This window comes from Methanoculleus oceani, assembly GCF_023702065.1.
In the GTDB taxonomy this organism is placed as follows: Archaea; Halobacteriota; Methanomicrobia; order Methanomicrobiales; family Methanoculleaceae; genus Methanoculleus; species Methanoculleus oceani.
The window spans coordinates 184,027-209,420 of record NZ_QFDM01000001.1; the positions used below are offsets into that span (position 1 = coordinate 184,027).

At 63.8% G+C, this 25,394-nt stretch carries 27 protein-coding genes; 10 read left to right on the forward strand and 17 right to left on the reverse strand.

Annotation, left to right across the window (positions count from 1 at the left end; translation table 11 throughout):
• Positions 1-35 precede the first annotated feature (35 nt).
• Positions 36-887 (forward strand): alpha/beta fold hydrolase, encoded by an 852-nt coding sequence (locus tag DIC75_RS00990; protein WP_250986150.1) that lies wholly within the window; start codon positions 36-38, stop codon positions 885-887.
• On the opposite strand, the gene DIC75_RS00995 is transcribed toward DIC75_RS00990, so the two are convergent.
• Positions 865-1,710, reverse strand: a complete 846-nt coding sequence (locus DIC75_RS00995; RefSeq protein ID WP_250986151.1) for a GNAT family N-acetyltransferase — start codon at positions 1,708-1,710, stop codon at positions 865-867. The two genes, DIC75_RS00990 and DIC75_RS00995, sit on opposite strands and share 23 nt — an antisense overlap.
• Positions 1,711-1,860: 150 nt before the next feature.
• Here DIC75_RS00995 and DIC75_RS01000 point away from each other — a divergent pair, with 150 nt between their 5' ends.
• The 3 genes from DIC75_RS01000 to DIC75_RS01010 all read left to right on the forward strand — a co-directional run bounded on the left by DIC75_RS01000 (position 1,861) and on the right by DIC75_RS01010 (position 4,995).
• Positions 1,861-2,133, forward strand: coding sequence for an ACT domain-containing protein (locus tag DIC75_RS01000; RefSeq protein WP_250986152.1), 273 nt, complete (start codon positions 1,861-1,863; stop codon positions 2,131-2,133).
• 8 nt (positions 2,134-2,141) lie between these two features.
• On the forward strand, positions 2,142-3,506 hold the full coding sequence (locus DIC75_RS01005; protein WP_250986153.1) for a PFL family protein: 1,365 nt from the start codon (positions 2,142-2,144) through the stop codon (positions 3,504-3,506).
• 259 nt (positions 3,507-3,765) lie between these two features.
• Entirely contained in the window at positions 3,766-4,995 is a 1,230-nt protein-coding gene (locus DIC75_RS01010; RefSeq protein ID WP_250986154.1) for an FG-GAP repeat protein, read from the forward strand.
• A 135-nt stretch (positions 4,996-5,130) separates the two neighbouring features.
• Here DIC75_RS01010 and DIC75_RS01015 read toward each other — a convergent pair whose 3' ends face one another.
• Both DIC75_RS01015 and DIC75_RS01020 read right to left on the reverse strand, forming a co-directional pair.
• Positions 5,131-5,883, reverse strand: a complete 753-nt coding sequence (locus tag DIC75_RS01015) for a CPBP family intramembrane glutamic endopeptidase (protein ID WP_250986155.1) — start codon at positions 5,881-5,883, stop codon at positions 5,131-5,133.
• Between the two features lie 182 nt (positions 5,884-6,065).
• Entirely contained in the window at positions 6,066-6,659 is a 594-nt protein-coding gene (locus tag DIC75_RS01020) for a flavodoxin family protein (RefSeq protein WP_250986156.1), read from the reverse strand.
• A gap of 250 nt (positions 6,660-6,909) precedes the next feature.
• Here DIC75_RS01020 and DIC75_RS01025 point away from each other — a divergent pair, with 250 nt between their 5' ends.
• The 3 genes from DIC75_RS01025 to DIC75_RS01035 all read left to right on the forward strand — a co-directional run bounded on the left by DIC75_RS01025 (position 6,910) and on the right by DIC75_RS01035 (position 10,401).
• Complete coding sequence (locus DIC75_RS01025) at positions 6,910-7,914, forward strand: YbgA family protein (protein WP_250986157.1); 1,005 nt, start codon at positions 6,910-6,912, stop codon at positions 7,912-7,914.
• Positions 7,915-7,971: 57 nt separating this feature from the next.
• Positions 7,972-8,823, forward strand: coding sequence for a class I SAM-dependent methyltransferase (locus DIC75_RS01030; RefSeq protein WP_250986158.1), 852 nt, complete (start codon positions 7,972-7,974; stop codon positions 8,821-8,823).
• Between the two features lie 108 nt (positions 8,824-8,931).
• Complete coding sequence (locus DIC75_RS01035; RefSeq protein ID WP_250986159.1) at positions 8,932-10,401, forward strand: RNB domain-containing ribonuclease; 1,470 nt, start codon at positions 8,932-8,934, stop codon at positions 10,399-10,401.
• Between the two features lie 36 nt (positions 10,402-10,437).
• On the opposite strand, the gene DIC75_RS01040 is transcribed toward DIC75_RS01035, so the two are convergent.
• The 3 genes from DIC75_RS01040 to DIC75_RS01050 all read right to left on the reverse strand — a co-directional run bounded on the left by DIC75_RS01040 (position 10,438) and on the right by DIC75_RS01050 (position 12,883).
• A complete protein-coding gene (locus tag DIC75_RS01040) occupies positions 10,438-11,259 on the reverse strand; it encodes a mechanosensitive ion channel family protein (RefSeq protein ID WP_250986160.1) in 822 nt (273 codons plus the stop codon).
• Positions 11,260-11,483: 224 nt separating this feature from the next.
• Entirely contained in the window at positions 11,484-12,176 is a 693-nt protein-coding gene (locus tag DIC75_RS01045) for a lactate utilization protein (protein ID WP_250986161.1), read from the reverse strand.
• A gap of 122 nt (positions 12,177-12,298) precedes the next feature.
• The gene (locus DIC75_RS01050; RefSeq protein ID WP_250986162.1) at positions 12,299-12,883 is read right to left on the reverse strand and encodes a methylated-DNA--[protein]-cysteine S-methyltransferase; all 585 of its coding nucleotides are present in this window, start codon (positions 12,881-12,883) and stop codon (positions 12,299-12,301) included.
• 135 nt (positions 12,884-13,018) lie between these two features.
• Here DIC75_RS01050 and DIC75_RS01055 point away from each other — a divergent pair, with 135 nt between their 5' ends.
• Positions 13,019-13,981: a cache domain-containing protein gene (locus DIC75_RS01055; RefSeq protein ID WP_250986163.1), complete on the forward strand. Its 963-nt coding sequence runs from the start codon at positions 13,019-13,021 to the stop codon at positions 13,979-13,981.
• 180 nt (positions 13,982-14,161) lie between these two features.
• Here the strand turns inward: DIC75_RS01055 and DIC75_RS01060 are convergent, their stop codons facing one another.
• From DIC75_RS01060 to DIC75_RS01070, 3 genes are all read right to left on the reverse strand, one after another.
• Positions 14,162-14,548 carry a YybH family protein gene (locus DIC75_RS01060; RefSeq protein ID WP_250986164.1) on the reverse strand — a complete coding sequence of 129 codons (387 nt, stop codon included), beginning with the start codon at positions 14,546-14,548 and terminating at the stop codon, positions 14,162-14,164.
• A 323-nt stretch (positions 14,549-14,871) separates the two neighbouring features.
• Positions 14,872-15,186 carry a hypothetical protein gene (locus DIC75_RS01065; RefSeq protein WP_250986165.1) on the reverse strand — a complete coding sequence of 105 codons (315 nt, stop codon included), beginning with the start codon at positions 15,184-15,186 and terminating at the stop codon, positions 14,872-14,874.
• A gap of 211 nt (positions 15,187-15,397) precedes the next feature.
• Complete coding sequence (locus DIC75_RS01070) at positions 15,398-16,405, reverse strand: M28 family metallopeptidase (protein WP_250986166.1); 1,008 nt, start codon at positions 16,403-16,405, stop codon at positions 15,398-15,400.
• Positions 16,406-16,631: 226 nt separating this feature from the next.
• On the opposite strand from DIC75_RS01070, the gene DIC75_RS01075 reads away from it, so the two are divergent.
• The gene (locus tag DIC75_RS01075) at positions 16,632-17,063 is read left to right on the forward strand and encodes a DUF61 family protein (protein WP_250986167.1); all 432 of its coding nucleotides are present in this window, start codon (positions 16,632-16,634) and stop codon (positions 17,061-17,063) included.
• Positions 17,064-17,071: 8 nt separating this feature from the next.
• On the opposite strand, the gene DIC75_RS01080 is transcribed toward DIC75_RS01075, so the two are convergent.
• Together DIC75_RS01080 and DIC75_RS01085 are read right to left on the reverse strand one after the other, a co-directional pair.
• Entirely contained in the window at positions 17,072-17,326 is a 255-nt protein-coding gene (locus DIC75_RS01080; protein WP_250986168.1) for a hypothetical protein, read from the reverse strand.
• A gap of 203 nt (positions 17,327-17,529) precedes the next feature.
• Positions 17,530-18,126, reverse strand: coding sequence for a MerR family transcriptional regulator (locus DIC75_RS01085; protein ID WP_250986169.1), 597 nt, complete (start codon positions 18,124-18,126; stop codon positions 17,530-17,532).
• Between the two features lie 87 nt (positions 18,127-18,213).
• On the opposite strand from DIC75_RS01085, the gene DIC75_RS01090 reads away from it, so the two are divergent.
• Positions 18,214-18,933, forward strand: a complete 720-nt coding sequence (locus DIC75_RS01090; RefSeq protein WP_250986170.1) for a M48 family metallopeptidase — start codon at positions 18,214-18,216, stop codon at positions 18,931-18,933.
• Positions 18,934-18,945: 12 nt separating this feature from the next.
• On the opposite strand, the gene DIC75_RS01095 is transcribed toward DIC75_RS01090, so the two are convergent.
• The 6 genes from DIC75_RS01095 to DIC75_RS01120 form a co-directional block, all read right to left on the reverse strand.
• The gene (locus DIC75_RS01095; protein WP_250986171.1) at positions 18,946-20,556 is read right to left on the reverse strand and encodes a PAS domain S-box protein; all 1,611 of its coding nucleotides are present in this window, start codon (positions 20,554-20,556) and stop codon (positions 18,946-18,948) included.
• A gap of 260 nt (positions 20,557-20,816) precedes the next feature.
• On the reverse strand, positions 20,817-21,500 hold the full coding sequence (locus tag DIC75_RS01100) for a small multi-drug export protein (RefSeq protein ID WP_250986172.1): 684 nt from the start codon (positions 21,498-21,500) through the stop codon (positions 20,817-20,819).
• Between the two features lie 47 nt (positions 21,501-21,547).
• Positions 21,548-21,997, reverse strand: a complete 450-nt coding sequence (locus tag DIC75_RS01105; protein WP_250986173.1) for an FAD synthase family protein — start codon at positions 21,995-21,997, stop codon at positions 21,548-21,550.
• Positions 21,994-22,365, reverse strand: coding sequence for a Mov34/MPN/PAD-1 family protein (locus tag DIC75_RS01110; protein WP_250986174.1), 372 nt, complete (start codon positions 22,363-22,365; stop codon positions 21,994-21,996). Before DIC75_RS01110 ends, DIC75_RS01105 begins: the two co-directional genes overlap by 4 nt.
• A gap of 93 nt (positions 22,366-22,458) precedes the next feature.
• Complete coding sequence (locus DIC75_RS01115; RefSeq protein WP_250986175.1) at positions 22,459-23,715, reverse strand: fasciclin domain-containing protein; 1,257 nt, start codon at positions 23,713-23,715, stop codon at positions 22,459-22,461.
• A 251-nt stretch (positions 23,716-23,966) separates the two neighbouring features.
• Positions 23,967-25,391: a dihydropteroate synthase-like protein gene (locus tag DIC75_RS01120; RefSeq protein WP_250986176.1), complete on the reverse strand. Its 1,425-nt coding sequence runs from the start codon at positions 25,389-25,391 to the stop codon at positions 23,967-23,969.
• Positions 25,392-25,394: the final 3 nt, after the last annotated feature.

Here is a 25,394-nt window from a genome sequence, read left to right on the forward strand (position 1 = left end):
CATGCCTCTCCCCGGGTGTAGGTGAATGGAGGATCATGGATAACGTGGCTGTAGACGGCATCACGCTTGAGTGCGAGGTCTCGGGGAGCGGCGAGTCCGCGATCTTTATTCACGGCGCCCTCATCGCGGACTCGTTCCGACCGCTGTTGTTCGAGCCGGTCCTGGCCAACCACTACAAACTCGTCCTGTACCACCGCCGGGGCTACGCGGGCAGCAGCCACAGCGATGCCTCCACAAGCATCGCGCAGCAGGCCGCCGACTGCCGGGCATTGCTGCATCACCTCGGCATAGAGCGTGCGCATGTCGTGGGGCACTCATCGGGTGCCTGTATCGCCATTCAACTCGCATTAGACTCTCCGGACACCGTCGGATCGCTGGCCCTGCTGGAACCGGCGCTCATCGTCGGATCCGCCGGCCCGGCCTACCGGGACGCTCTGCTGCGAGGCCGGGAACGGTACGGGAAGGAGCCCCCGGAGCAGCTCGTAGACGAGTTTCTTCAGGCGCGCTTCGGAGCCGGGTATCGTGCTTCGCTCGACCGGATGGTGCCGGGAGCGTTCGAGCAGGCGGTCGCCGATGCCGGGACCTCGTTTGATCAGGAAGTACCAGCGCTGCTGGAATGGAGGTTTGGCGAGGCCGAGGCGAAGAGCATCACACAGCCTGTTCTCGCCGTCGTCGGCAGCGAAAGCACCGCCCTCGGGGCACGTTTCGGGGAGACGCACCAGCTTCTTCTCGATTGGCTCCCGGATGTCCGGGGTTTCGTCCTCCCGGGCGCTGCGCACGGGATGCAGATGCAGAACGCCCGGGACATGGCCGGGGCGCTCGCAGACTTCTGGGCACGCCACCCGATCCGGCCTGGATACCCCCTCACCCGGTCTCGAAGCTCGTGACGCCGTAGCACTCATCGAGCGGGAGGTCGGGGATCTCCTTCGTGTACATCCGTGCCGTGCCGAAGACCGGAACCATCCCGTGCCGCTCTGCGAGCGCGATACCGGCGCCGTTCGGCTCCGGCACATCGAGGAAGAGCGGCTGGCCGGGCACCGCCGCCGCAAGGCCGCAGTAGATCCGCCCGGCGATCTCCGGCGTGTCGGCAAAGAGCGGGCCGATCTTCGCACCCCTGCGGCACGGCCGCACCTGCCCGTAGCCGCGGACCTCCCCGTCCTCGAGGACGGCCAGCGCCGTCGCGCCGGGCTGCGCCAGCCAGTGACGGAGGAATTCCGGCCGCTCTGCCGGGAAGTGGCGTGCATCGTAGCGGACGAGGGCGTCGAAGGGAACGCTCGCGGCGTCTGCGAGACCCGGAGGACGGTTGCCCCCGCCGAGACCCTCGTACCTGATGTTCCGGTGTGAGAAGAGGAAGCCGTGGTCTCTGTAGCGGTCCTGCATCTCGAATACTCCGTCGATCCCGAAGTTGTAGGGCCTGGCGAGCCGGTCGGCGCACTCCTGGATCGCAAGACCGACACCCCTGCCCCGATATTCGGGGTCCAGGATGTAGAACCCGCCGAAGGCGAACTCGTCCGAGTAGACCATGATCGAAAACGTTCCAACCAGGCGATCGCCGAGGAGCACCGCGAAGAATGCCTGCGGGTCGACCGCGTAGTAGCATTCTCCGTCGGAGAGGCCGGGGTTCCAGCCCTCCCGTTCCGCCCAGTCGACCGCGATCCCGATTTCGGTTCGCGTCATCGGGCGAATTGCAATCTCACCTGATACTGCCATACTATGCGTGCAACGCAGCGAGGGATGAAAGTTTGGAACCGATCGCGCTCCGGTCACGCCCAGTATCCCGGATATCTCCGTCCCTCCCGATAAGTGTTCTAATCGGATTAATGCCGGAAGAGAACCAATAACATGCAAGGACGAGAGAGCATGAGCAAGACAATCATTACCGTCGTCGGAAAGGATACCGTCGGCATTATCGCGAAGGTCTGCACGTATCTTGCAGATAACCAGGTCAACGTCGAGGACATCTCGCAGACGATCGTGCAGGGATACTTCAATATGATGATGATCGTCGATACCAGCGGATCAACAAAACCGTATGCCGGGATGGTGACCGAACTCGACGAACTCGGCGATGCGATCGGTGTCAGGATCCGGTGCCAGCGGGAAGATATCTTTACAAAAATGCATCGTATCTGAGGGATTTTATGGTCACTATTCTCGAGGTGAACGAGACGAACAAGATGATCGAGCAGGAGAAACTCGATGTGAGGACCATCACGCTCGGCATCAGCCTTCTTGACTGCTGCGACTCCGATCTCGATGCCTTAAACCGGAATATATACGACAAGATCACCCGGCTGGCAAAAGACCTCGTCTCAACCGGGAGGGAGATCGAGCTCGAGTACGGGATCCCGATTGTAAACAAGAGAATATCCGTAACCCCCATCGCACTTGTCGGCGGACGGGCCTGCAGGTCCCCGGAAGATTTTGTAGAGATTGCAAAGACGCTGGATCGGGCCGCACGGGATACGGGGGTCAACTTCCTCGGGGGATACTCGGCCATCGTCTCAAAGGGCATGACCCCGGCCGATGAAGCGCTCATCCGCTCAATCCCGGCGGCTCTCTCCTCGACCGAAAGGGTCTGCAGCTCGGTCAATATCGGCTCGACGAAGACCGGGATCAACATGGATGCCGTAAAACTGATGGGAGAGATTGTACGGGAGACGGCCGAGGCGACGAAAGAGAATAACTCCCTTGGCTGTGCGAAACTGGTCGTCCTCTGCAACGCCCCCGACGACAACCCGTTCATGGCCGGGGCGTTTCACGGCGTCTCTGAAGCGGATGCGGTCATCAACGTGGGCGTAAGCGGGCCGGGCGTCATCAAGCATGCACTCGAGGGTGTCCGGGGAAAGAACTTCGAGATTCTCTGCGAGACGGTCAAGAGGACGGCCTTCAAGGTCACCCGTGCCGGGCAACTCGTCGCCCAGGAGGCGTCGGAGAGGCTCGGGATCCCGTTCGGGATCGTCGACCTCTCTCTGGCTCCGACACCCTCCGTCGGGGACAGCGTCGCCGGGATCCTCGAGGAGATGGGACTCGAATCGGTCGGCGCACCGGGGACGACGGCCGCGCTCGCCCTCTTGAACGACCAGGTGAAGAAGGGAGGGATTATGGCGAGCTCCTTTGTCGGCGGGCTCTCGGGTGCATTCATCCCGGTCAGCGAGGACCAGGGGATGATCGATGCGGTGAACCGCGGCGCCCTCACGCTCGAAAAGCTCGAGGCGATGACCTGCGTATGCTCGGTCGGCCTCGATATGATCGCAATTCCGGGCGACACACCCGCTTCGACGATATCCGGTATCATCGCGGATGAGGCTGCAATCGGGATGATCAACAATAAGACGACCGCTGTGCGGCTGATCCCGGTGATAGGAAAGGATGTCGGCGAGACCGTCGAGTTCGGCGGACTGTTAGGCCATGCACCGGTGCAGCAGGTGAACAGGTTTTGCTGCGCCGACTTCATAAACCGTGGCGGGCGGATTCCCGCACCGATTCACAGTTTTAAGAACTGAGTGCCGGGGAGGTTCGGTCCCTTTTTTCGATCCCAGCGGCACGAACCGGTACTTCCCCGATGGGTGGACCCGGATCGCCTGCGGCAGGCCGTGAGAGCCGGGACGGCAACCCGACACACGCCACCATCCGCGACGCCGGTATAATAACAGTGGTTAACACAGCACGAATAACGAATATATTTATTCCACCTGGATGAATTCCCCGTTCAGCCCTTAACAGGGGGGCTGGATTATGAATTCTACCAGAAATCGATTATTAATGGTAATGCTCATTGCATTTCTCGCCGTGGGCGTCGGCATCGTGAGTGCGGACAAACCGCTCGCCGCCGGGGGGCAGGGGCCGGTTGCGGAGTTCAGGCTGACCGCCGACGACCCCGTCGATGCCGCGGAGTTCGGCCGATCCGTGGCCATGGACGGAAACCTCGTGGCAGTGGGGGCCGGCGGGGCGGATACCGATTCGGTCAGCAGTGCCGGGGCCGTCTACCTCTTCAAGCGCCAGGGCCGGGGATACGTCCCGGAAGCGAAACTGGTCGCCCCGGATCCAACCGATGGGGCTGAATTCGGGAGAGCCGTTGCGATCCAGGGCAACACGGTGATCGTCGGAGCCCGGTTCGCACAGGTCGGCGACCTCTCAAATGCCGGAGCCGTGTATGTGTTCAAGAAATACCAGGGATCATGGCACTTCGAGGACAAGATCGTCTCTCCCGAGCCGGCCGACGAGGATAACTTCGGCCGTGCTCTTGCCATCCAGGGCAACCTTCTCGTGGTGACGGCCCGGAAAGAGAACCTCAACGCTGCCGACGTCGGTGCCGCCTACGTGTTCGTCTGCCGTGGCGGCAGCTGGACGAACACGGCAAAGATCACTGCAGGCGACCCCGCACCGGGAGCCTACTTCGGCCAGTCGGTGGCCGTACAGGGAGATCTGATCGTGATAGGCGCCCGCAATGCCGACCCCGAGGGCGCCGGCGCGGCCTACCTCTTCCGCAAATCCCCGGACGGATGGGCGGAGGTCGCAAAGATAACGCCGCCGGACGGAAAAGCGGATGACAACTTCGGGTTTACGGTTGCGATTGCCGGAGACACGATCGCGGTCGGTGCCCGGAGAGCGGACCTCCCCGGCGCAAAGGACGCAGGTGCGGCCTATGTCTTCTCCCTGAACGGGAACTCCGCCGACCTGGTAGCCAGGCTCACCGCAGGCGACGCGATGGCCGGCGACCAGATCGGCCAGGCGATAGCCATCGCCGGAGACGTCATCGCGGTGGGCGCCAACCGGGCCGACATCGGGGACGATGCCAACCGGGGTGCAATCTATCTATTCCGCCGGACGGGCAATCAGTGGATTGAGGTCGGGAAGGTTACCGCATCCGATGGAGTGGCAGGCGATGAATTCGGCTACTCGCTATCGGCCTTCGGCAACCGCATGGTGACAGGGGCGCACTTCGCCGATTCAACGGCAGGAGCGGCGTACGTGGTCCCGCTGAGGCCGTAAGCACTGAAGTCGGTGGGGGCACCTCCCTGCCGCACTCTTTTTCATCCTCATGGCTGCGGCCGTCCTGCCTGGAGTGAAGCGGGATAGCAGCACGGGTTTCCTCCCGGTGCGTATGGGTGCCGTTCATTCAACCGCTCAACCATATCGATAACGGGCCAGGGTCCCGGGCCCCCACAGGAAGACCACAACCGCAGCCATGACGGTCAGGATGACACTCACCAGGACGGGGTCGTACGGGAAACCGTAATCGGGGACCGATCCCATGTTGATCATGGCATGAAACAGGATCATGCCGAACACGCTCTTTCCCGTGTTGTTATAGAGCCAGACCATAAGGATGCGTGCCATCACCGTCGCGACGCACTGGCCCGCCACCCAGAGCGGTGGGTTCGCGAGGGAGTAGGGCACGAGGTGCCACAGGGCCCATACCGTCCCCAGAATGATACCCGCGGGGAGCGCCCCCCACCGGTCCTGCAGCGGGTCGAGGGCGTATCCCGACCAGCCCACCTCTTCGCCGATCGCGAGGATGAAGAAGACCGGGAAATAGACGGGCATCATCAGGAGCGGAAACTGCAGGCCGGGGATCGAGACCCCCATCAGCCTCATCAGTCCGTATTGCAGGGTTGTCGCGGCCGGTATCAGGAGAAGAAGAGGGATATACCAGATCTTTCGCCGGATCCGTTTGTAATCAAAGGACCTTTTCCAGAGAAGCCTCACGCCGTCCGACCCGGCCTTCCGGCAGGTAAGGATCGAGGCCGCGATGAAGGGGTTAAAGACCATCAACAGGCTGTACGGAGCAACGAGACGGAGCACGTACACGGGAAGGGAGAACAGGAAGACCAGCAGGAAAAAGAGCCACACGAATGTCGCTGTCGGGATATTTTTCATCGGCGCCTCCGGCCTGCGCCGCTCCGGAACGGCGATTCAGGAAGCGACTGAGGGTCCTTTCCTCTTTCATCGTAAATAAGTTTCCTCCCTCCGTTCTCCACCAGCCGGGCACCTCTCATCCGAACGGCGGGGTACAGACGCATGCACCGCGAAACGCTTCACCCGTGACCTGAGCCGCCGCCTCAGGCCCCGGAGAGCGCCGCAGCCAGGTCGCGGCCGCACCGGTATGCCCGCTCGAGCACCTCCCCTCTCTCTCCGACGATGCCCGGCTCGAAACAGTTGAGGACCGGTAGCTCCGCAACCACCTCATACCCGAGCGGCCGGAGCGGCAGGGAGAGCGCCTCCAGCGCAACGCCGAGGTCGGCGGGATCCCCCTGCTCGCCCACCGCGAACACCACAGCCTTCCGCTTCCGGTCCGCAAGACGGCTGGAGTAGCCCCGGGGACGCTCATCGGTGAAGTCATAGAAGGCGTAGAGCCGATCGATGAACGCCTTCATCTGGCTGGTGACGTTGTAGTGGTAGACGGGCGAGCCGAGAACGAGCGCATCCGCTTCCACGATGCGGGGGTACAGCATGGTCATACCGTCGTTGAAGCGGGTGCAGGTCAGGTCATGCCTGCACCGTTCGCAACCGATGCAGCCGGCGATAACGTACTTAGAAAGGCTGACGGCGCTCACTTCGCCGCCTGCGTCGGAGACCCCGCGGAGAACCTCCGCAAGGAGGCGGGCGGTGTTCCCCCTCGCCCTCGGGCTTCCGCTAATGCCAAGCACTTTCATGATCGGAGTTCTCGCTGAACAGAGGAATAAGGGTTCCGGGGGTTGCAGCAAGGAGCCGGCCCGGGTGCCCATCCAGACACCGCGCTTCTCAAGGCCGACCGCTGGCTTCACAAGAGGAGAGTCGCGCCGCAGGGCCATGAAGTGGCGCCCGGGAGCAAGCCTGCCGTGGTCTGGAGGGTGCGGCTCAGCAGATACGCCCGCTCCCACCCGGTCCAAGGGTTGATATGCACACCGCCGTATCATGAGCCCCATGACCCGGGAATACCCGCGCCCCCGCCTCGTCGTCAGCCGCTGCATTGAGTTCGACCCGTGCCGCTACGACGGTTCGAAGATACCCTCCCCCACGGTGGCACGCCTGAGGGAGTACGCCGACTGCATCCCGGTCTGCCCGGAGGTCGAGATCGGGCTCGGCGTCCCCCGGGCGACCGTCAGGATCGTGCGGATAGACGGTTCCGACCACCTCGTGCAGCCGGCCACCGGGCGGGACGTTACGATGGAGATGTCCGCCTTCGCAGCACGATTCCTCGATTCCCTGCCCCCAATCGACGGTTTTATTCTCAAAGGCTGCTCTCCAACCTCGGGAACCCGGAACGTCCGGGTGTATCCGTCACCTGAAAAATCCGCGGCGATAGCAAAGTCCGCAGGGTTTTTCGCCCGCGAGGTGCTGAAGCGGTACCCGGACCTCCCCGTAGAAGACGAGCTGCGCCTGAACAATGCGCGGATCCGCGATCATTTCCTCTCCGGGGTCTTCATCATGGCGGCATTCCGGGGCATCGAAGCAACCCGGGACCGCGAAGCCCTCGTGCAGTTCCATGCGAACAACAAGCTCTTTCTGCTCGCCTCGAGCCAGAAGATGTTGCGGGAGGCAGGAAGGCTCGTCGCAAACCGGGCAGAAGTTGAACCGGCAGAACTATTCCTCCGGTATCGCCGGATGCTCTCTGCGGCGCTCGCACGGCCTCCCCGGTATACCGGCAACGTCAACGTTCTCCTGCATACCCTGGGATACTTCAGCGACCGGATCTCAGGCGAAGAGAAGGCGTACTGCATCAGGCTGATCGACCGTTATAAAAACGGCCACGCTACGCTGGCAGAACCCCGCGGCCTGCTCCGGTCGTGGGTGATCCGGTTCCAGGAGCCATACCTGATGAACCAGTCGTTCTTCGCTCCATACCCCGTCGAACTCGTGGACCTGCCGGGAGATGTTACCGATCGCGGACGAAACGTCTGGAATAGCAGAGAGGACCCGGCATCATAATCGCAGCCCTGCTGTCGCGAGCGAGCGCTTATAATATTCCGGGCGAGATGAACATCCATGCACCGGATCATCGACTGGAACGAGCTCTGGAAAGCGCTTCATACGGGTTCGTCCGAACGTGCCGAAAAAGACCGCGACCCCGCCGCCCACTGGGACAGACGCGCCGCCGCCTACCGGCGGATCACCCGCGACGAGCGATCGGCAACCCGGCATGAACTCGCGACCCTGGACGTACGACCGGGCGACACCGTGCTCGATATGGGTGCGGGAACGGGGAGACTGGCCGTGCCGATTGCCCGGACCGCCGCCCACGTGACGGCCCTCGACCCGTCGGGAGGCATGCTCTCCATCCTCAGCGAGCGGATGGCGACGGAGGGGCTCACGAACTACTCCTGTGTTAAGATGCGCTGGGAGGATACGGTGATCGGGAAGGATATCGAGCCGCACGACGTGGTCGTCGCGGCGTTCTCGCTCGGCTTCTACGACCTCGCCGCCGCCCTCGAAAAACTCGATGCCGCGGCTCTCCGGACGACCTACCTCTTCTGGCACGCGGGCGAGTGGCGGGGCCCCGAGGAGATGGCGCTGTACAGGGCAGTCTTTGGGGAGGAAGCGGCCATGCGGAAGGGGTACCCGGACTACATCTACCCCGTCAACATCCTCCACGACGCCGGGATCCACCCGAACGTCAGGATCTACCGTGCCGTCTGGGACGCGGTCTACGACTCCCCCGAAGAGGCCGCCCGGACCTGGGTGGCGATGCACAACCCCGGCATGGAAGATCTCTCCCCGGTCAGGGACTACTTCGCCCGGACGCTCCGGAGGGACGAATCCGGGAGATACGTCGAGACGACGGTACGGCCGACCGCGGCGGTCTGGTGGGAGAAAGACAATCGGAAGAACAGCCGGTAACGGTCGGTGTTCCTCCGGCCAACTCAAGGCCCGGACACAGAACGTGCGGGGAGGCCGGGCAACGCCCCGGGGCTACTTTATATCCCCTGAAACGTATCTCTCAATCAGATGCAGAACCAGCAGCCCGTCGACCTGAACGCCATCGCATGGATGGCGATGCGGCAGTACGGCTTTATCCCCGGGTTCCCGCCGCCCGTTCTCCGGGAAGTCGAGGGTCTCGACCCGAAGGTCTTCCCGGATACCCTCGAAGACCCCCGCGACCTCCGCTCGCTCCTCTGGTCGTCGATCGACAACCACGACTCAGAGGACCTCGACCAGATCGAGGTCTGCGAAAGAGAGAACAACGGCGCGATCCGGGTCAGGGTTGCAATCGCCGACGTCGACGTCTACGTCCCGAAAGATTCGGAGACGGACCGGCATGCCGGCCATAACGGAACCTCGGTCTACACCGGCGTTACGACCTTCCCGATGCTGCCCGACCGCCTCTCGGCAGGCATCACCTCGCTCCTGCCCGGCCGGGACCGGATGGCGGTCGTCATCGAGTATACGGTCCTTGCCGACGGAAGCACGGTACCCGGCGACGTCTACCGGGCAATTGTTGCGAACCAGGCAAAACTCGTCTACGAGGAGGTCGGCGACTGGCTGGAAGGAAGCGCCCCCGTCCCCCCGGCGGTCGCGGAGACGCCGGGCCTCGAGGAGCAGGTCCTCCTCCAGGACGAGGCCGCGGTGCGCATGAAGAAGCGCCGGACAGAACAGGGGGCGCTCTCCCTCGAGACGATCGAGGCCGAACCGGTCGTGGCGGACGGGCGGGTCATAGGGCTCGTCGTCCAGCGGCAGAACCGCGCGCGGTGCCTGATCGAGGAGTTCATGGTCGCGGCGAACGGAACCCTGACAGCGTTCCTGAACGACGCCGATCTGCCCATGATCCACCGGGTCGTCCGCACCCCGAAGAACTGGGAGGGGATTGTTGCGGAGGCGGCGGAACGCGGCGAGACGCTGCCCGCCGAGCCGGACGCGGAGGCGCTCACCCGGTTCCTCATCCGGCAGAAAGCGGCCGACCCCGACCGCTTCCCCGACCTCTCCCTGACGGTGGTGAAACTGATGGGGGCGGGCGAGTACGTGGCCTTCCGGCCGGGCGACGAACCGATCGGCCACTTCGCCCTCGCCGTCACCGACTACACCCACGGCACCGCCCCGAACCGGCGCTACGTCGACCTCGTCATCCAGCGTCTGACCAAATCGGTCGTTGACGCCGAACCCTACCCGCCCTACACGCCCGCCGAACTCGACGAACTTGCCGTCCGGCTCACCGGCCGGGAGAAAGCGTCTCAAAAGGTCGAGCGCTTCGTCCGGAAGGCCGCGGCCGCGGTCCTGCTCCGGGAGAGGATCGGTGAGGCGTTCGATGCGTTCGTCACCGGGGCATCGGAGAAGGGGACGTACGTTCGGCTGATCGACCCGCCGGCCGAAGGAAGGGTCGTGCTGGGCGAGCAGGGGCTCAGGGTCGGCCAGAGGGTGCGCGTCCGCCTGCTGGCGGCAGACCCCTACAAAGGCTTCATCGACTTCGGGCGCACCCGGTGAGGGATGGCCTCCCGGGGACCGGCAAAAAGAGGGGATCTATTGCATCCTGTCCAGGTGAACGTCCACCTGCGGGAAGGGAATCTCGATGCCGGCCTCCTTGAACGCCCTGACGACGTCGCGGGTCAGGTCCCACTGCACGCCCCAGAAGTCCGATGTTTTCGTCCAGGCCCGCAGGGAGAGGTTCACCGAAGAGTCGGCCAGTTCGGTGACGACAACCTCGGGTCCCGGCAAGGGGAGCACCGCCTTGTGGGCCGTCATCAGGTCGGTGGCGACCCGGATCGCCGTATCAAGGTCGCTGTCATAGGCGACCCCGACCTTGACCTCGGTGCGGCGGGTATCCATCCTGGTGGAGTTAATCACCGGGCTCCCCCAGACCAGGGAGTTCGGGATGGTGATGTAGGTGTTGTCGGGCTTCAGCAGTTCGGTCGCCATGATGCCGACCGAGGTGACCGTCCCGGATATGCCGTTGACCTCGACATATTCCCCCTTGTCGATGGGGCGGAAGGCCGCCACCCAGACCCCGGCGGCGAGGTTGGTGATGGTGTCCTGGAGGCCGAAGCCGAGGATGAGTCCGATCACCGCCGAGAGCCCGAGCACCATGGAGGAGACATCGAACCCGAGCGTCGCGAGGACGATGAGGGCGAGGATCACGTAGAGCAGGACCGAGAAGAAACGGACCAGGAACTCGATGACCAGGGCGGGCAGGTTTGATGCCCGGGAGAGCATCTTTGTGAAGGCAGACGTGAGCACCTTCACCACAATCCACCCGATGATCGCGACCAGCACGGCGAGAACAACGCTTTCGAGCGTGATGTCGGAGAGCGGAACGGTGAAGTTGAGGATTTCTGCGATCTCCATGCATTAAGGTGGCACGGGAGGTCAGATATACTAAACCCTCCGGATGGGGGAAAGAAGAGGGGAGCACCGCCACAGCCGCGACCACACCGCTCCTGCATGGCCGGACGGAGAGGAGGAATACGGTTGACCCGCAAAAGAGGTAAACCGGGCATAAGCCTGCCATGAAGACGCCGCTCTTTTCCTTCAGCAGGCAGGCCCGGTGCCGCTGCGCGGGACAGCCGGATTCAATACCCGAGCAGCTCCCGGATCAGGACAAGGGTTATCCTCCCTTCGGCAACTTCGTTCTCGAGGATCACGTATTTGCCGATATAACTTCCCGTGCCGTAGGCACGCTTTGCGCGCTGGTTCTCGAGGGGCAGGGCGTACTCCCGGCACCGCCGGAGCGCATCGTCGACGGTCGGCACGATCTTGTTCGTCCCGGAGACGAGGATAAGACGGGCCGCCGCGTGAGGCCACGCCCCCGTCCGGCTCCCGGTCTTGTCGCACGCAACGACCTCGCCAGACTCGGCGATCGCCTGCACCCCGGAGAGGAAGTAGTCGGCGGCCACGCTTTTGCGGCGGAGTGCATGCCGCTTCTTTTCATCGTCCTCGGCGGTGATGGCCGCGTGGTAATCCCGCCATCCCTTCGGGTTCTCTTTGAGCATCCGGTCGTATCCGATCTCGATCAGGGTCGTCGAGTAGCCGTTCATGACCTCGGCTCCTTCGGGCAGCAGGTCGACGACGGTCCTGAGAGCGTCCTCTGCCGTATCGACGGGGATCACCCTGACGTTCCGGGCCTCGATCGCCTCAATCGTCCTTTTGATCGTCGCTTCGTCCGGCGTCCGGCTCCATCGCTCCGTATCCGCCCCGGCATCCTTCAGCAGGTTAACCGCACTGTATTCCGTGGCTTTCGCCATCTGCTGGGTAACATTCGCCATCCGATCACCCGGGGACGGGGGGATGCGATCCCACATATACCTCTCTATGAACGGGCGTGCAGGACGGCATCAGGCCTGTTATGGAGAACCGCGGAGAAGACTTACACTCTCCGCAAGGGGCTTCAGTACCATACACGCTCCATGAGCACCCGGCCGTCCTCACGGAACCTGACCCCCTCCATCTCGAGCAGTCTCCGTTTCATAGCGAGGCCTGCCTGAAACCCGCCCAATCGCCCGTCAGAACGCAGGGCACGGTGGCAGGGGATGACGGGGGGAAACGGGTTTCCCGCGAGCGCGCTGCCAACTGCCCGGGAGGCACGTGGGCTCCCGATATGCCGGGCGATGCGCCCGTAGGTGCTGACATGCCCCCGGGGGATGCCATATTCTGCGAGGAGCACGCGCCGCTGGAAGGGCGGGCACCGGTCCAGGTCGAGGAGACCGATATCGAACTGCACGTCGTGCCCTGCAAGGAACGACTGGATCCCGGCAATCAGCGTCCGGATGCTGTCATCCCGCGGTTCTGGAATGAGAACCATCTCTTCGATCATCGCCGTATCGGCTCGAGGATCGCCGGGGAGGATAATTCTCCGGACCTTTGGCCCGGTTCCAGGTTGAATCCAGATGAGGCGGATCCGGCCGAACGCCGTCGCGATGCCGGTGGTCACCGGCACCGTCGTATGAGACTGATCGCCGGGGGATTGATCCATAATTCGAGTGAACTGCTGCCCGTATCTAACTTGCGGGGATGTTCGGGACAAAGCAGGAGGCTCACTTCTACTGTTAGCGGCTCCGTCGAGGAAGGTTCCGGCGTGTTTTTTTGGTATTCCATCCCACAAGAGGGTATGAAAAGATGCTACCTCGTCGGCATGGTCTTTCTGCTGGTTTTCGCGGCCGGATGCAGCGTCCCTGTCGAACAGGAGGCCGTGGAGGAGAATATGACCACGAGAGACCTCGCGGGTTTCGTCCGGGAGGCCGCCACCTACGCAAAGACAGCCGGAGAAGACGCAGCACTCGCCGAATTCAACAACGGGGCGGGCAGGTTCTCGCGGGGAGCCCTGTACGTATACGCCTACGATTACAACGGGACGCTTCTTGCGCACCCCTACGAGAAGGATGCGGTCAGAACGAACCGGGAGAACTGGACCGACGTCCGGGGGCTGCCGGCGATCCGCATCGGTGCGCATACGGCGGCAGACGGCGGCGGGTACATCGCTTACCTCTATCCGGCGCCGGAAAACGGGTCGATCGACGAGTCGGCAAAAGGCACCTACGTCCCGAAGATCGGCTACGTCGCCCCGGCCGGGGAGACGTGGTGGGTGGCTTCAGGCGTCTACCTCTCTGAGGCGGCCGGTCCCGGCCGGGAGCCGTACCCGGAGCCCGTATCGGCGATGATCGACCTCGTCGAGCGCGGTGCCGCCTACGGCCGCGAACAGGGGGCGGAAGCAGCATTTTCCGAGATCTCGAATGCGTCCGGGATGTTTGTCGATCCGGCAGGCCATTACCTCTACGCCTACGATTACAACGGGACGCTCCTTGCCCATCCCCACCTGCAGGCCTCGATAGGCACGAGCCTGATCGAGAGAGAGGACCCGTTCGGGATGAAGAACATCCGGGCGCTCCGGGATACGGCAGAGTCGGGCGGCGGGTTCATCGTCTTCGTCTGGCCGAACCCGGAGCAGGAAAACCGTGAGGAGCTGAAGATCGGGTACGTCCTCCCGGGCGACGAGACGTGGTGGGTCGGGTCCGGCGTCTACTTAAGCGAGATCACCGGCGAGGATGCGTCATTCCCCTCCCCGGCTCCCTGAAGAACCCCTTTTTTCGAAAAAACCGCATTGTTCCGGCTGTAGGCCAACACCCCTTCCGGTGCCCTTCGTAGACGGGATGATCGGGACCGGCGGGCCTCTTCGTAGCCGCTGCGGGAGAGGGGGACGGACCCCGAGTACCTTCAGATTCCCGGCGAGCCCGGACGTCTCATACCCTCCGCATCAGGGAGAAGCGTTCCAGATATCCCACAGGTTCTTCCAGCCGTCCGCCGTGTGCTTCCACACGACAACGAACTTGATCCTCTGCTCGGCAGGCGTTTCACCCGGAGGATGGACCCTGAGAATGCCCGTTCCCTTCTCGTGCAGGTAATCGCCATCCCCGGAGAGTTCGAGCGTGGTCAATTCCGCCCCCTTCACGCCCGAAGCCATGACCGTTCGCCAGAACTCCTCGATCGCTCCCCTCCCCTGGATCATGGGAGCATCCGGGGGGAAGACGACGGCATCCCCGGCATAGATAGATGCTGTTATTGAGGCATCACCCTTCAGGAACCCTTCGGAGAATTGTTTGTTATTCGCATCGATGATCTTCCTTACTTCGTCGGCAACCATATCCTATCCTCGGCAGATCGTTGATCCGGTGTACCACCGGCCCCGGAAGCCGGGGCCGTCATACATGATCGAACCCACCTGATTCCGTCGGGGTATTTAACGGTTCCTCGGCGAGCCGGGGAGATCTACCGGGGATGGGGATCCTTTGCGGAGCTGCATGCGCCCTTAAATGAGGGGGCGGACCCTCGTAGGCCCGGGAGACCCCGGCAAAGAGCCCCTGCACGGAGGCCATCCCGGGGCAGGAGCGTTTCGCCGGCAAAACGCCGGGAGAAGCCCTCATCCGGCAGGCAAGGAGACCAAACGGCCGCCGTTCGCCAAAAAAGTCAGGGGGACGGTGCGGCCTCCACGGCCGTCTCTTCCGCCCCCACCTCCTCGCTGTCCCAGACGAGGGTGTTCTTCATCTCGGTCATGATCACCCTCGAACCGGAGGGGACCCGGATCGCGTCGCCGATGTCCTCAGGCTCCCGCGCCCAGACGACCTGGTGCTTGACCTCCCCCCCGGGCAGCAGCACTACGACGCTGTAGGTGTTCATACCCTCCTCGGGGGCACCCTCCCCCTCGCCCGGGGTAACACGATAGCACGTAAACGTGACCGGTCCCGATCCTTCCGTCATCTTCTCTTCTGCTTCGCCTTTCATACGCATTCCTCCGTCACCCGGACGTGCGCGGGCCCTCGCGGCTCTGCGCGGCCTCCACGGATGGTGAGAGACCGTCTTCTCTATCCGCCAGGGTTCCCGCCTCACTCCGGAGAGCCACCTCCTCTGGACCCCCACCTAATAATAGCTTGCCCATGCCGCAGCTCCCGGTGAGAGGGACGCCCCGCACCCGAGCCGGATGGCCGCCGGGTCATCAACCCGCCCCGTCCAACCTTCCGGAGAGGTTCCACAGTATCATCGGGGCCTTCTGGATGGCGGCACCGTCCCGGAGCCCGGCCACTTCGGCCAGCACCGAGAGGCCGAGCCCGGCGTTCCTCTTCGCATACCCAAACGAGACGTGGTCGATGGTGTCGTCCGGGGTATGGGCAGGGCCGTGCTCCTCGCAGTGGGTCGTCACGGCCGGGTAGCCCCGGGCCCGGAAGGGTATATGGTCCGAGGCACAGGTGTGGTTGTTCCCGGTCAGGGTGAAGTTGAGCCCGTAGAGGGTGTTATGGCCCGCCATGAGCGCCGCAATATCCGCAGATCGCTCGTCGTAGACGATATCGAGGACGGAGCGATTCATGGGATCGTAGCAGGCCGAGTCGTAGTTGAAGTAGAGCACGACCGGGATCGTCGCGTTCCCGGCATAGTCGGCGCTGCCGTACCGACCGATCTCTTCGGCGTTCCAGAACGCGAACTCCACAGTCCGGTTAAATGAGTGCCGGCTCATCACCCGGGCGAGTTCCAGGACGATCGCGACGCCGCCCCCGTTGTCGGTAGCCCCGGGCGCACGGTCGGGGTCCGAGGACGTGCTGTCGTAATGCGCCCCCACCACCACGACTCCGTCGGAGTTGTTGCCGCTACCGGGGAGCGTGGCGACGACGTTGTTGAGTTCCCCGCCCCGGAACTCCACCTCGAGCCCGGGGATATCGGCAAGCCTCCGGTAGAGGTACTCGCCCGCCTCCCGGTTTCCAGCCGAGCCGTACACCCGGGTCGAAAAGTTCTGCAGGTCGTATGTCGTGTTCTCGAGTTCGGATTCATCGATCTCCGCGAGCATTGCGGCGATGGCGGGATCGTACTCCTGCTCGGGTGCGCCGGTGGCGCCTGCCGGGGCGGCCGCGAGGAGAACGGTCATGCCGGCGAGCAGCAGAACGCAGAGCGGCATCCACCGGAAGTGGACATGCCGTCGGGTATACCTGTCGGGCGCTGAATCACGTTCCATGAATGATCACACAGAAGACGCCGAATTGGGGGTAGAGATACATATACTTTCGCCCGGGAGATGAGAGGGTCGTGATCCGGGAGAGGGGTTGGTTCCGGCTCGAATCGCTGAAATAACGCCCCGACGCCTGCCACCGGAGAGGAGCCTCCCGGGGCCAGGTATATATCGCATGACAAAGACAGGTCTCTAAACCCGACCCGGGTACGGATCACCACCGGAGCATACAATGCCTGACCGACCATCAGCAGGCGACGAGTCGACCCTCTTACGATGGATGCGGTTTGAGATCGGCAGGATCAACGACGGCGTCGTCGCGGAACGCAAACGCCTCTCCCGGCTCCTCTCGGAGGAGCACCCATCGTCGGTCACGAAGGGCGGGAACCGGTACGAGTTCGACCGCGACGTCCTCCTCCGGCTGGAGCAGGCCCTGCCGGGGGAGTTGCAGAGACGACTCCGGCTCCCGATCCTCTTCTACTTCGACTCCACGGTCCCGGACAGTTTCTTCCTCGCGGACGAGGCTGCGGTGCAGGCCCTCCAGAGCCTCCAGGAGATCAGCCCTCTCAGAAGGATGCAGGGCGGGAGACTCTGGATAGCGAAACCTCTCGTGTACGCCATCATGAACAGGTACCCGACGGCCGTGCAGATCATGATGGGTTAGGAACGATCCTAAACCCGGAAAGAGCGGGTCCCCTCCCCGGCCCCCGGCATGCCCTCCGGCTGGTGGCCGACGACGGGATACGCGGCCGGCGAGGCGTTCCCGGGCAGGTAATCCGCATCCCGACCCTCAACGGCCGGTGAATCCACCGGAGACGGCCGGTCCTGTGCTCCGACGACGATGCAGGTTATCAACCCGCCAACGACAAGGGTTTGAATGGCGACGGTCAATATTGTGGCCATCTTCTGCTGGTAGATCTCGATCACCTCGCATGCCGGTAGCGGGGATCGTATTTAAATTTTGTTAATTTTATGAAATTAAATATTATATTTTGCTACATATATCCATAGATATAGCGAATCGGCGGAGACCATGCAGCCGGCAGCCGGATCGCACTCACCCGGTTCCGGCGATGGCCCGGCGCCCGCCTCTCCCGGTGAAGAGCCGCACCGGCGGAGCAGGGACGAGGTCAGCCGGAGCGACCGGACGGCTGTCCGGGATCGCTCTTCCTCGCGACGGTTCGCCGGACCCGTTCAAGCACCGGGCGGGTGGCCTCGTCCATCCGCCGGTCGAAGTAGTCCACCCATTCCGCAACGACCCCTAGCTGCTCCCGCTGCGCGCGAAGTTGTTCCTGCAGGTCGTCGACGGTCTTCTGGAGCCGGCCGATCTCCTCGACCCTCAGTCCCTGTTCCCGCTTGAGTTCATCGACCAGGCGCGCGATTCGGCGTTCCTGCCGGGCCAGCGTATCCTGCATCACCCCGAGATCGATCACCACCTCGGGCGGGAGCGGGACGGCGGTCCGGTCGACCTCACCAGCCGGTTCTTCCGGCGAGGGTTTTCTGCCGGATCGGATCTCTCCGACGATCTCGTCCGGCGAAAGACCCTTCCCGGAGAGTTCTATGAGTTCCCGGACAATCCGGACCGTCTTTGGCGGGAAGAGCCTGACCGGGCCGATGGTCCGGCAGGTAAAGAGGCTGTCGTAGGTCTGGACGAGTGTCCGGACATCCTGCTCGGAGATCCCGGTGAGACGCGCGATATCCCCGATCTTGAGTTCTTTCTCTGTCACGATGCCACCCTCTGCGCCCGCCCGACGCTCGAGCGGGAGCCCTCCCGTAACTCTTTGTCCTCATCAGGTATAGGTGCGTGCCGGATCATGGGGTTTTTCTCGCCGCCGTCCCAGTACTGGTACATGAATGGGGGAGCAAAGGAGAGAGTCCCGTGCGGCATGACCGTCGTCCGGAAGGCGGTGCGCTCCGCCCGTCTTCAGGTGCGGCCGGACGGGACCCTGCGGGTGGTCGCTCCCCCGACGTTCGACATTGGGGGGTTTCTGCAGCGCAACGCGGCCTGGATCGAGAAGCGGCGCGAGGAGTTCGACCGGCTGGCCGCCGAAGGGTGCGGGCAGGAAGACCTGCTCCTCCTGCACGGGCGGTTCCACCGCCTGGTCCCGGGTGCGCGGTTCGCGATCGACGGGACCGGCGGGGCCGTCGCCTGCCCATCCGTTCCCGCCCTCAAAAGAAACCTCTCCCGGATGCTGAAGGAGGAGGTTCTCGACCGACTGGAAGCCTGCCCGGACCTCAGCAGCCGGAGGCAGGGGCGGATCTCGGTGAAGATGCAGAAGACCCGTTGGGGGAGCTGCTCGACGCTCGGCAACCTGAACGTCAACCTGCGCGTCATAGCACTTCCCGACCCCCTGCGGGAGTACGTCGTCGTCCACGAGGCTGCCCACCTCCGCGAGCAGAACCACTCGAAGCAGTTCTGGCGTCTCGTCGGCGACCATTACCCCGGGTACCGGGCGGCGGAGGCCGAGCTGCGGCGTTACTGGGTCATCCTCGAACGGAACCGGGTATGGGGAACACTGCGGGACACGGGGTGAAAGAGACCGGTATCAGGAGTACTTCCTCCAGAACATGGAGAGTTTTCTCGATTCCGCCCACCGCCCGTCGAGCTGATCGATGATCCCGTTGATCCGCTGCACCTGCTGGCGGATCTTCTCCGTCGCCGCGGCATCGTCAAGCAGTTCGGCACGCCCCATGATCGCCTGGAGCGGGTTCCGGATATGGTCGGCGAGCAGGGCGAACTGCTCCATGTTCCGCTCGATCTGGGTGTAGGCCTTTAATTTCAGGTCCTCGACCTCCCTCTGGGCGGTGACGTCGCGGGAGACGGTGACGACCCTTGCGACCTCGCCGTGCTCGAAGATCGGGACCCGCATCTCCCGGAGGATCATGGTCCGGTCGCCGAACGTGAGAGGCCGCTCCGATGTCAGCGGCCGGCCGGTCCGTATGACCCGCTCATACATCTGCCGGGTGGCGGGAGGGAGGAACGGCAGGACGGCGAAGAGATCCTTGCCGACGACGTTTGTTTCGAGCCCGAGGTCTTCGCACCAGGCGACGAAGGCGTCGTTCGCGAGAAGAAGGGTGAACCGGGTATCGACGACGGTGACGGTATCGGTGATGGCGTCAAGGACGACCTGGTAGAGGTCTTCCGACTCCCGGAAGATGTACTCGGACTGCTTCCGGTCGAGTGCGCCCGCGATGATGTGAACGGCTGCAGAGAGGAGCGCCACATCCTCGTCCGCGAACCGGGCACCATCGGTATCCCGGTCGAACCCGACAAAGCCGACGACCGCCCCGTTCAGCCGGAGCGGAACCATCAGCGTCGCGGTAACGCCGTGACGCTTCAGGAACTCGCGCTCCTCCCTGCTCTGCCGCCCTTCACGGGACGCTCCGCTCACGAGCACGGTCTCGCCTTCGAGGATCCGCACGACCCACCGGGGAAGGTCGCTCGAAGGAAACTTCCGGGACTCCCCCCGCCGGGGGTTTCGCTCCGGCCGGCACCACTCGTGCGTCGTGCCAAGAAGCGTCCGTGGATCGTTGAAGAGGGAGAGGTAGGCCCTGCAGACCCCGCACGCACGGCCGAGGTCCTCAAGCGAGTCGTCGATGGCCGGATCGATCTCCGCAGGATTCATGAACCGTGCGGGCATCGCCGCGACGGCCGCTTCAAGGCTGCGGTGGTGGCCGGGCGCATCCTCGGCCTTGCGCCGCACGGTGACGTCGATGCAGGAGAGGAGGAGCCAGACGTCTGCGGTCCCGGGGTCACGGACTGTGCTGACCGATATCCCGGCGTCGAAACGGGATGAATCTCGCCGCCGGGCGGCAACCGTCCCGCTCCACCTGCCGGCAGAGAGAGCGCAGCCGATGCAGTCCTGCCCTTCTCCCGGGGAGAGCCAGAGGAGGGTCGCGGGCTTTCCGACCATCTCCTGCAGGTCATACCCCCACATGGCAAGCAGCGCAGCGTTGGCAAAGGCGATACGTCCCTCCCGATCGACGATGCAGATCCCGGAGAGCGAGGTCTCGATCACCTGCCGCAGCATCGCAGCGGTGACGCCGGATATCCCGGCCGGGGTCTCGCCGGCGACGGAACTCTCGCCCTCCCGACAGTCCGGACCGTCGCCGTGCTCCTCGCCGGTCGCCAAACGGTTCGTTGTATGCGGATCCATATCCTGATCGTCCCGGGCGGCAGAACGGAGCCGCCCCTTGCCGCTCCGGAGAGCGGCGGTATGCGGCGTCTCCGGATCTCCGGTCCGGGTTTTCCGGACAGGTCAGGATGATTAATCCCCTGTTCTGCGTATTATAGTTTCTGTTTGTGTTGCGTCGACTCCGGCCCGGAGAGGGCATCTGCCTCGTTTAAAACACCAGAAGAGAGGGGGGGTCGGGCCCTCCCCGACAGAAGGAAAACCGCCGGCGTCAGCCGCGGGGGTCAGGCGTTCGTCTCCTGTTTCCGCGAATAACTCCGGTACATCACCAGGAGTGCGGTGCCGATCAGGAGGAAGACGGCAAGCGAGACCCAGAACCCGGTTCCCTCCGGGATGAGGTTCACGATATAGTCGATGCCGAGAGCGATGGCAAAACTGCCGATGATGCCGCCGATGGTGATGCAGGAGAGGACCTCCGTCTTCGTCATCCCGAGCATTCTTCCGACGACGGAGCCGACGATGCTCCCCGACCCGTCAAAGGGGAGGGCTACAAAGGCGATGAGACCGACGAAGTAGAGCCGTTCAAGCCACGGCCGCCGGTCGAGGAACGTCCTGCCTGCGGCCACAAAGCGGCTGACCCAGGGGCCGATGCGGGGGATGCGCAGGACCAGCGGGAAGTTCCAGGCCATGAAGAGCCCGCCGGCAAAGTCCAGGAACGCCAGGGCAAACGCGGCCAGCCACCAGGGGATCCCGCAGAGGATGCAGACCGGGATGATCGTCTCCCGGCCGAGCGGCGGAACGATATAGGCGACCATCATCCCGACAAGCAGGAGCCACTGCTCCGCCGGAAGGAAGAACCACATGACAGCAAGGAAGAGCCCGCAGAGGAGGAGCGGAACCGAGACTTTCAGCCAGTTGATCCGGCCGTCATCTCCGTCATCGCCCCATAACACATCTATCTGCCGCATGAACCGCCGTCACCTGCGGGTGAGTCCCGCGCTTCCCGGGGCCGGAGTCACTCTTCACCGGCAGGGCTGGTGGGACCGGATGGGCCCCGGGTATTCAGGATACGCTCGATGATCTTCGATGAACTGGCAAGCGAGCCGGGATACCCGGGTATCCGGACGACGTCCGCGTCGAGCCCGCGGTCCCGGAGTCTCTGCCGGAGATGCTCCTCGTCGAAATGCTGGTTAAACCCGAGCGTGATGATATCGGGCCGGATCTCTGCTATCGGCCTGAACATATCGTGGAGGTCGCCGAGGAGCGCATGGTCGACCGGCTTTAATGCCCGGACCATCCGGAGCCGTTGATCCTCCGGGAGGATCGGCCTCGGCTTATGCTTCACGTTCGCGTCCCGCGCCACGATCACCGAGAGTTCGTCGCCGAGTCTCCGGGACTCCTCGAGGTAGTAGAGGTGCCCGGGGTGGAGGATATCGAACGTCCCCGTCGCGACCACACGGATCACTCGACCACCTCAAGGGACATCGCGCTCCCGTCCGCCCGGTAGCACCGCCAGTCCCTCTCCGTGTAAGGGGAGCCGACGATGACGTGGTAACGTCCCACCGTGGGGAAGAACCTGAGATCCGCCGACGACGGGGAGAGGACCCCGTTCGGGTGGCTATGGGCGCTGCCGGCCTGGTGGATGTCCAGCGGGAGCATATCGATGAAGAACGAGGCGCTCTCTTCCCCGACGATGGTGCCGGGCACCAGGTCGAGGTCCCGGATAATGCCGTTCCTCTCTCGCAGCACGGCGACGAACTCGTTCGGGTGATGTTCCTTCCCGAGTTCGAAGAGCATCGCAAGCAGATCCCTGCTGATCCCGCGTATGGCCATTCTACTGAATGGTGGGAGAGGAGGAAACATAAGCCCTCGCGTTCGGCATGTGTCCCCGGCCTGTGGGGGTCCGGAAGAAAAAAGTGGGATCGTTTAAGGGATGACCCGTTCTTCCGGCGTGGCCTCCGGGGTCGCGTTCCCGTCGACGGTGGCGTTCACCGTCTCGAACATGAGCGGTATGAGCGGGGTGTGGTCGTTGTTGACCAGCTGGACCGAGAGGTTGTGCTCGCCCGCCGTCACGTTCTCCCAGGTGTATGAGGTGTTCGCGGAGACGACGTAGCCGCCGGTCTCCGGGATGGCGGGCGCGCTCGCGTTCGTCGGCACCGGGGCGTCCAGGTAGTAGTGCAGGTGACCTTCGCCCGGCGCGTTCGCCTGCCCGGTCGGCTCCACCAGCGTGAAGTTCGTGACGTTCACGCTCACCGTGACGTTCCCGGCAGCGATGCTGGCGCCCTCCTCCGGCGACGTGATGGTGACGTTCGCGTCAGCGGTCTCGTTCCCCGCCGGGGTCACGTTCTCCGGCAGCACGAGACCCGGCGGCACGAGGACCGTGTCGATGATATGGACGACGCCGTTGTCGGCCGTGATATCGGATGCGACGATTGTGGCGTTCCCTACCGTGAGGGTGCCGTCGGCCGCCACGACGGAGAGGTTGTCCCCGGTGAGCGTCTCAAGAACCGTCTCGTTGCCGGTGGCGTTTACTTCCGCCATCAGGTCTTCTAAGGTATAGTTCCCCCCCACCACGTGGTGCATGAGCAGGGTATCAAGCGTCTCCGTATCGTTCGAGAGTCCGGCACGGGTCTCGTTGCCGAGAGCTTCGAAGGCGGCATCGTCCGGAGCAAAGACCGTATACGGCCCCCCCGTGGCAAGCACGGTTTCGGTAAGGCCCGCCCCCCCGACGGCATCCGCAAAGGAGGTCAGATTCTCATTCCCCGCGATCAGGTCGGCCAACGTCGCGTTCTCCGGCTCCTCCGTCGGGGTCGCGGTCTCCTCCCCGTCGACCATCATTCCCTCCGGGACGACGATGACGACACCCTGCATGGGTGTCCGTTGCGTCGAGGCGTTGAGCGTACAGCCGTACGGATAGGTTCCCGTATCGGCGAAGGTGTAGTCGAACGTCTCGTTCTGTTCTATCGGCCCGGAGTCGAAGAGTCCGCCCGTGCTGGTGACGGTATGGCTTACCTCGTCGTAATTCGTCCAGGTTACCGTAGTATTGCCCTCAACCGTGAGCGAAGGGGGGAGATACGCCCCGTCGCGTATATCGACGTCGGCAGTTGCCGCGAGAACCGGCAGGGCAACGAGTCCGATGGCCAGGGCCGCTACGAGCCCGAGTATGGTTGGATTCCGTCTCATGCAGTCTCACCACGTTTATGAATCACGGCAGGAAGAACGGTCGGCATCCCGGACTCGGACCCTGAAGACGCTTCTAACCTCCAGTTCATGATACCGGTGATACCAGCCCGAACAGTTCGGCACCGCTCCCCGCTGCCACGGACGGGAAAATAACCATACAATTATATAAATATTATTATATTTTGGTGGAACCAGGCCGCCGGACCGGGACCGGTCTCCTCCATCATGAACGGCATACGGGAACGGGCCGTTCAGAACGGCCCGTCCTGCTCGAAGCTCCTCCTGTACCTGATGGCGAGTTCCGCCTTGAAGAGTTCTTTTCCGAGATAAGCAGCATGGTCGAGCCGGGAGAGGCTCCCGTTCTCGAGGAGCGTGTAGAAGACGTCCTCCCAGCGCCTCCCCCGCACGGCGCGATCCTTGTGGACCGCGACGATGCAGTCCCCCTCGATGCCGATGCGGATGCACCCGAGAGGGTCGTAGACGATCTCGTCCGCGGCGGGATGCGCATCCATGATACCCCCGTACTCCAGCGGAGGTTCGCGCCGTCGCCGTTTCTCCTTCAGGATCAGGAGATCGAGCCCCAGGTCTTTGGGATACGGCCGGTCGGTCACGAGGGCCATCATCTCGGTCGCCCGCCGCATCTCCGCGACCGATCCGGTGGTCTTGTCGCTGTGTTCGCTCGTGAAGACGACGGCGGCCCCGACCTCGTGCGCCATCCCCGCGAGCAGCGCGTTCGCCCCGGAAGAGTCGGCGTCCAGCAGTTCCACGACGTTTCCCGCCCCGAAGAAGAGCGGGCAGGAAACCTCCATGAACCCGGAGAGCGAAGCGGCGAGTCCGGACCCCACCGGCTGGAGGAGGGGGTCGGCGATCAGGCAGCGGATCCCGGCATCCTGTGCGGCGGCAAGGTTCTCCGGGAGCGTCCGTTCACGAGGCACCACGACCGCGGCCGCCCCGGCATCCGCGACCGCCTCCCCGACGGCGGGGATGTTTCCCTCGTGCAGGGAGAGCACCAGGTCGGCACGGAAGAGAGCCGCCGCGATGAGGGAGGGGTCCTGCGTATCGACCGCGAGGGGGCCTTCGATATCCGCAAGGGCAGCAAAACACCGCTCGACATCGCCGGGTGCCGCGTCGAAACCGAACCCCAGGTCGACGATGTCGGCCCCGTCGGCAAAGAACCGCCGGACGTCGGCGGGGAGATCGTCGCGCTTGTGCGCATCCATGATCTCCGCGAGCACCTTCATCCTCGAACCCCCGCCGATCTTCACGCCGCGGACGATGAAGTCCGCCTCCGCCTCCGCTTCCCGGAGCGCCACCTGCCGGAAGGCCTCCTCACGACGTGTCTGTGCGAGGAACTCGTCGGCGGGAACGGTCTTTGAGAGCCGGACACGGTCAAGCACCGAAAAGACCAGCGGGAGGTCGGCCGCGTGCCGCGGGCCCCGGTAGACCGGGACGCCGGTCTCGCGCTCGATATCGGCAAAGGATGCGGTGCACATCCCGGAGACGATCGCCATGTCGTAGTCACCGGCAACGAGCAGCACCCGGAGGTCGGCGGGGGCAAGAAACGACGCAATTTCGCCGGTAACCGCAACATCTGTCTCGTAGCGGTCGCTGAACCGCTCAGCGGCCGCTTTTACTATTGCGACCGTTGCCGATCCGGTCGGGAGGAGAATGCGCATAAC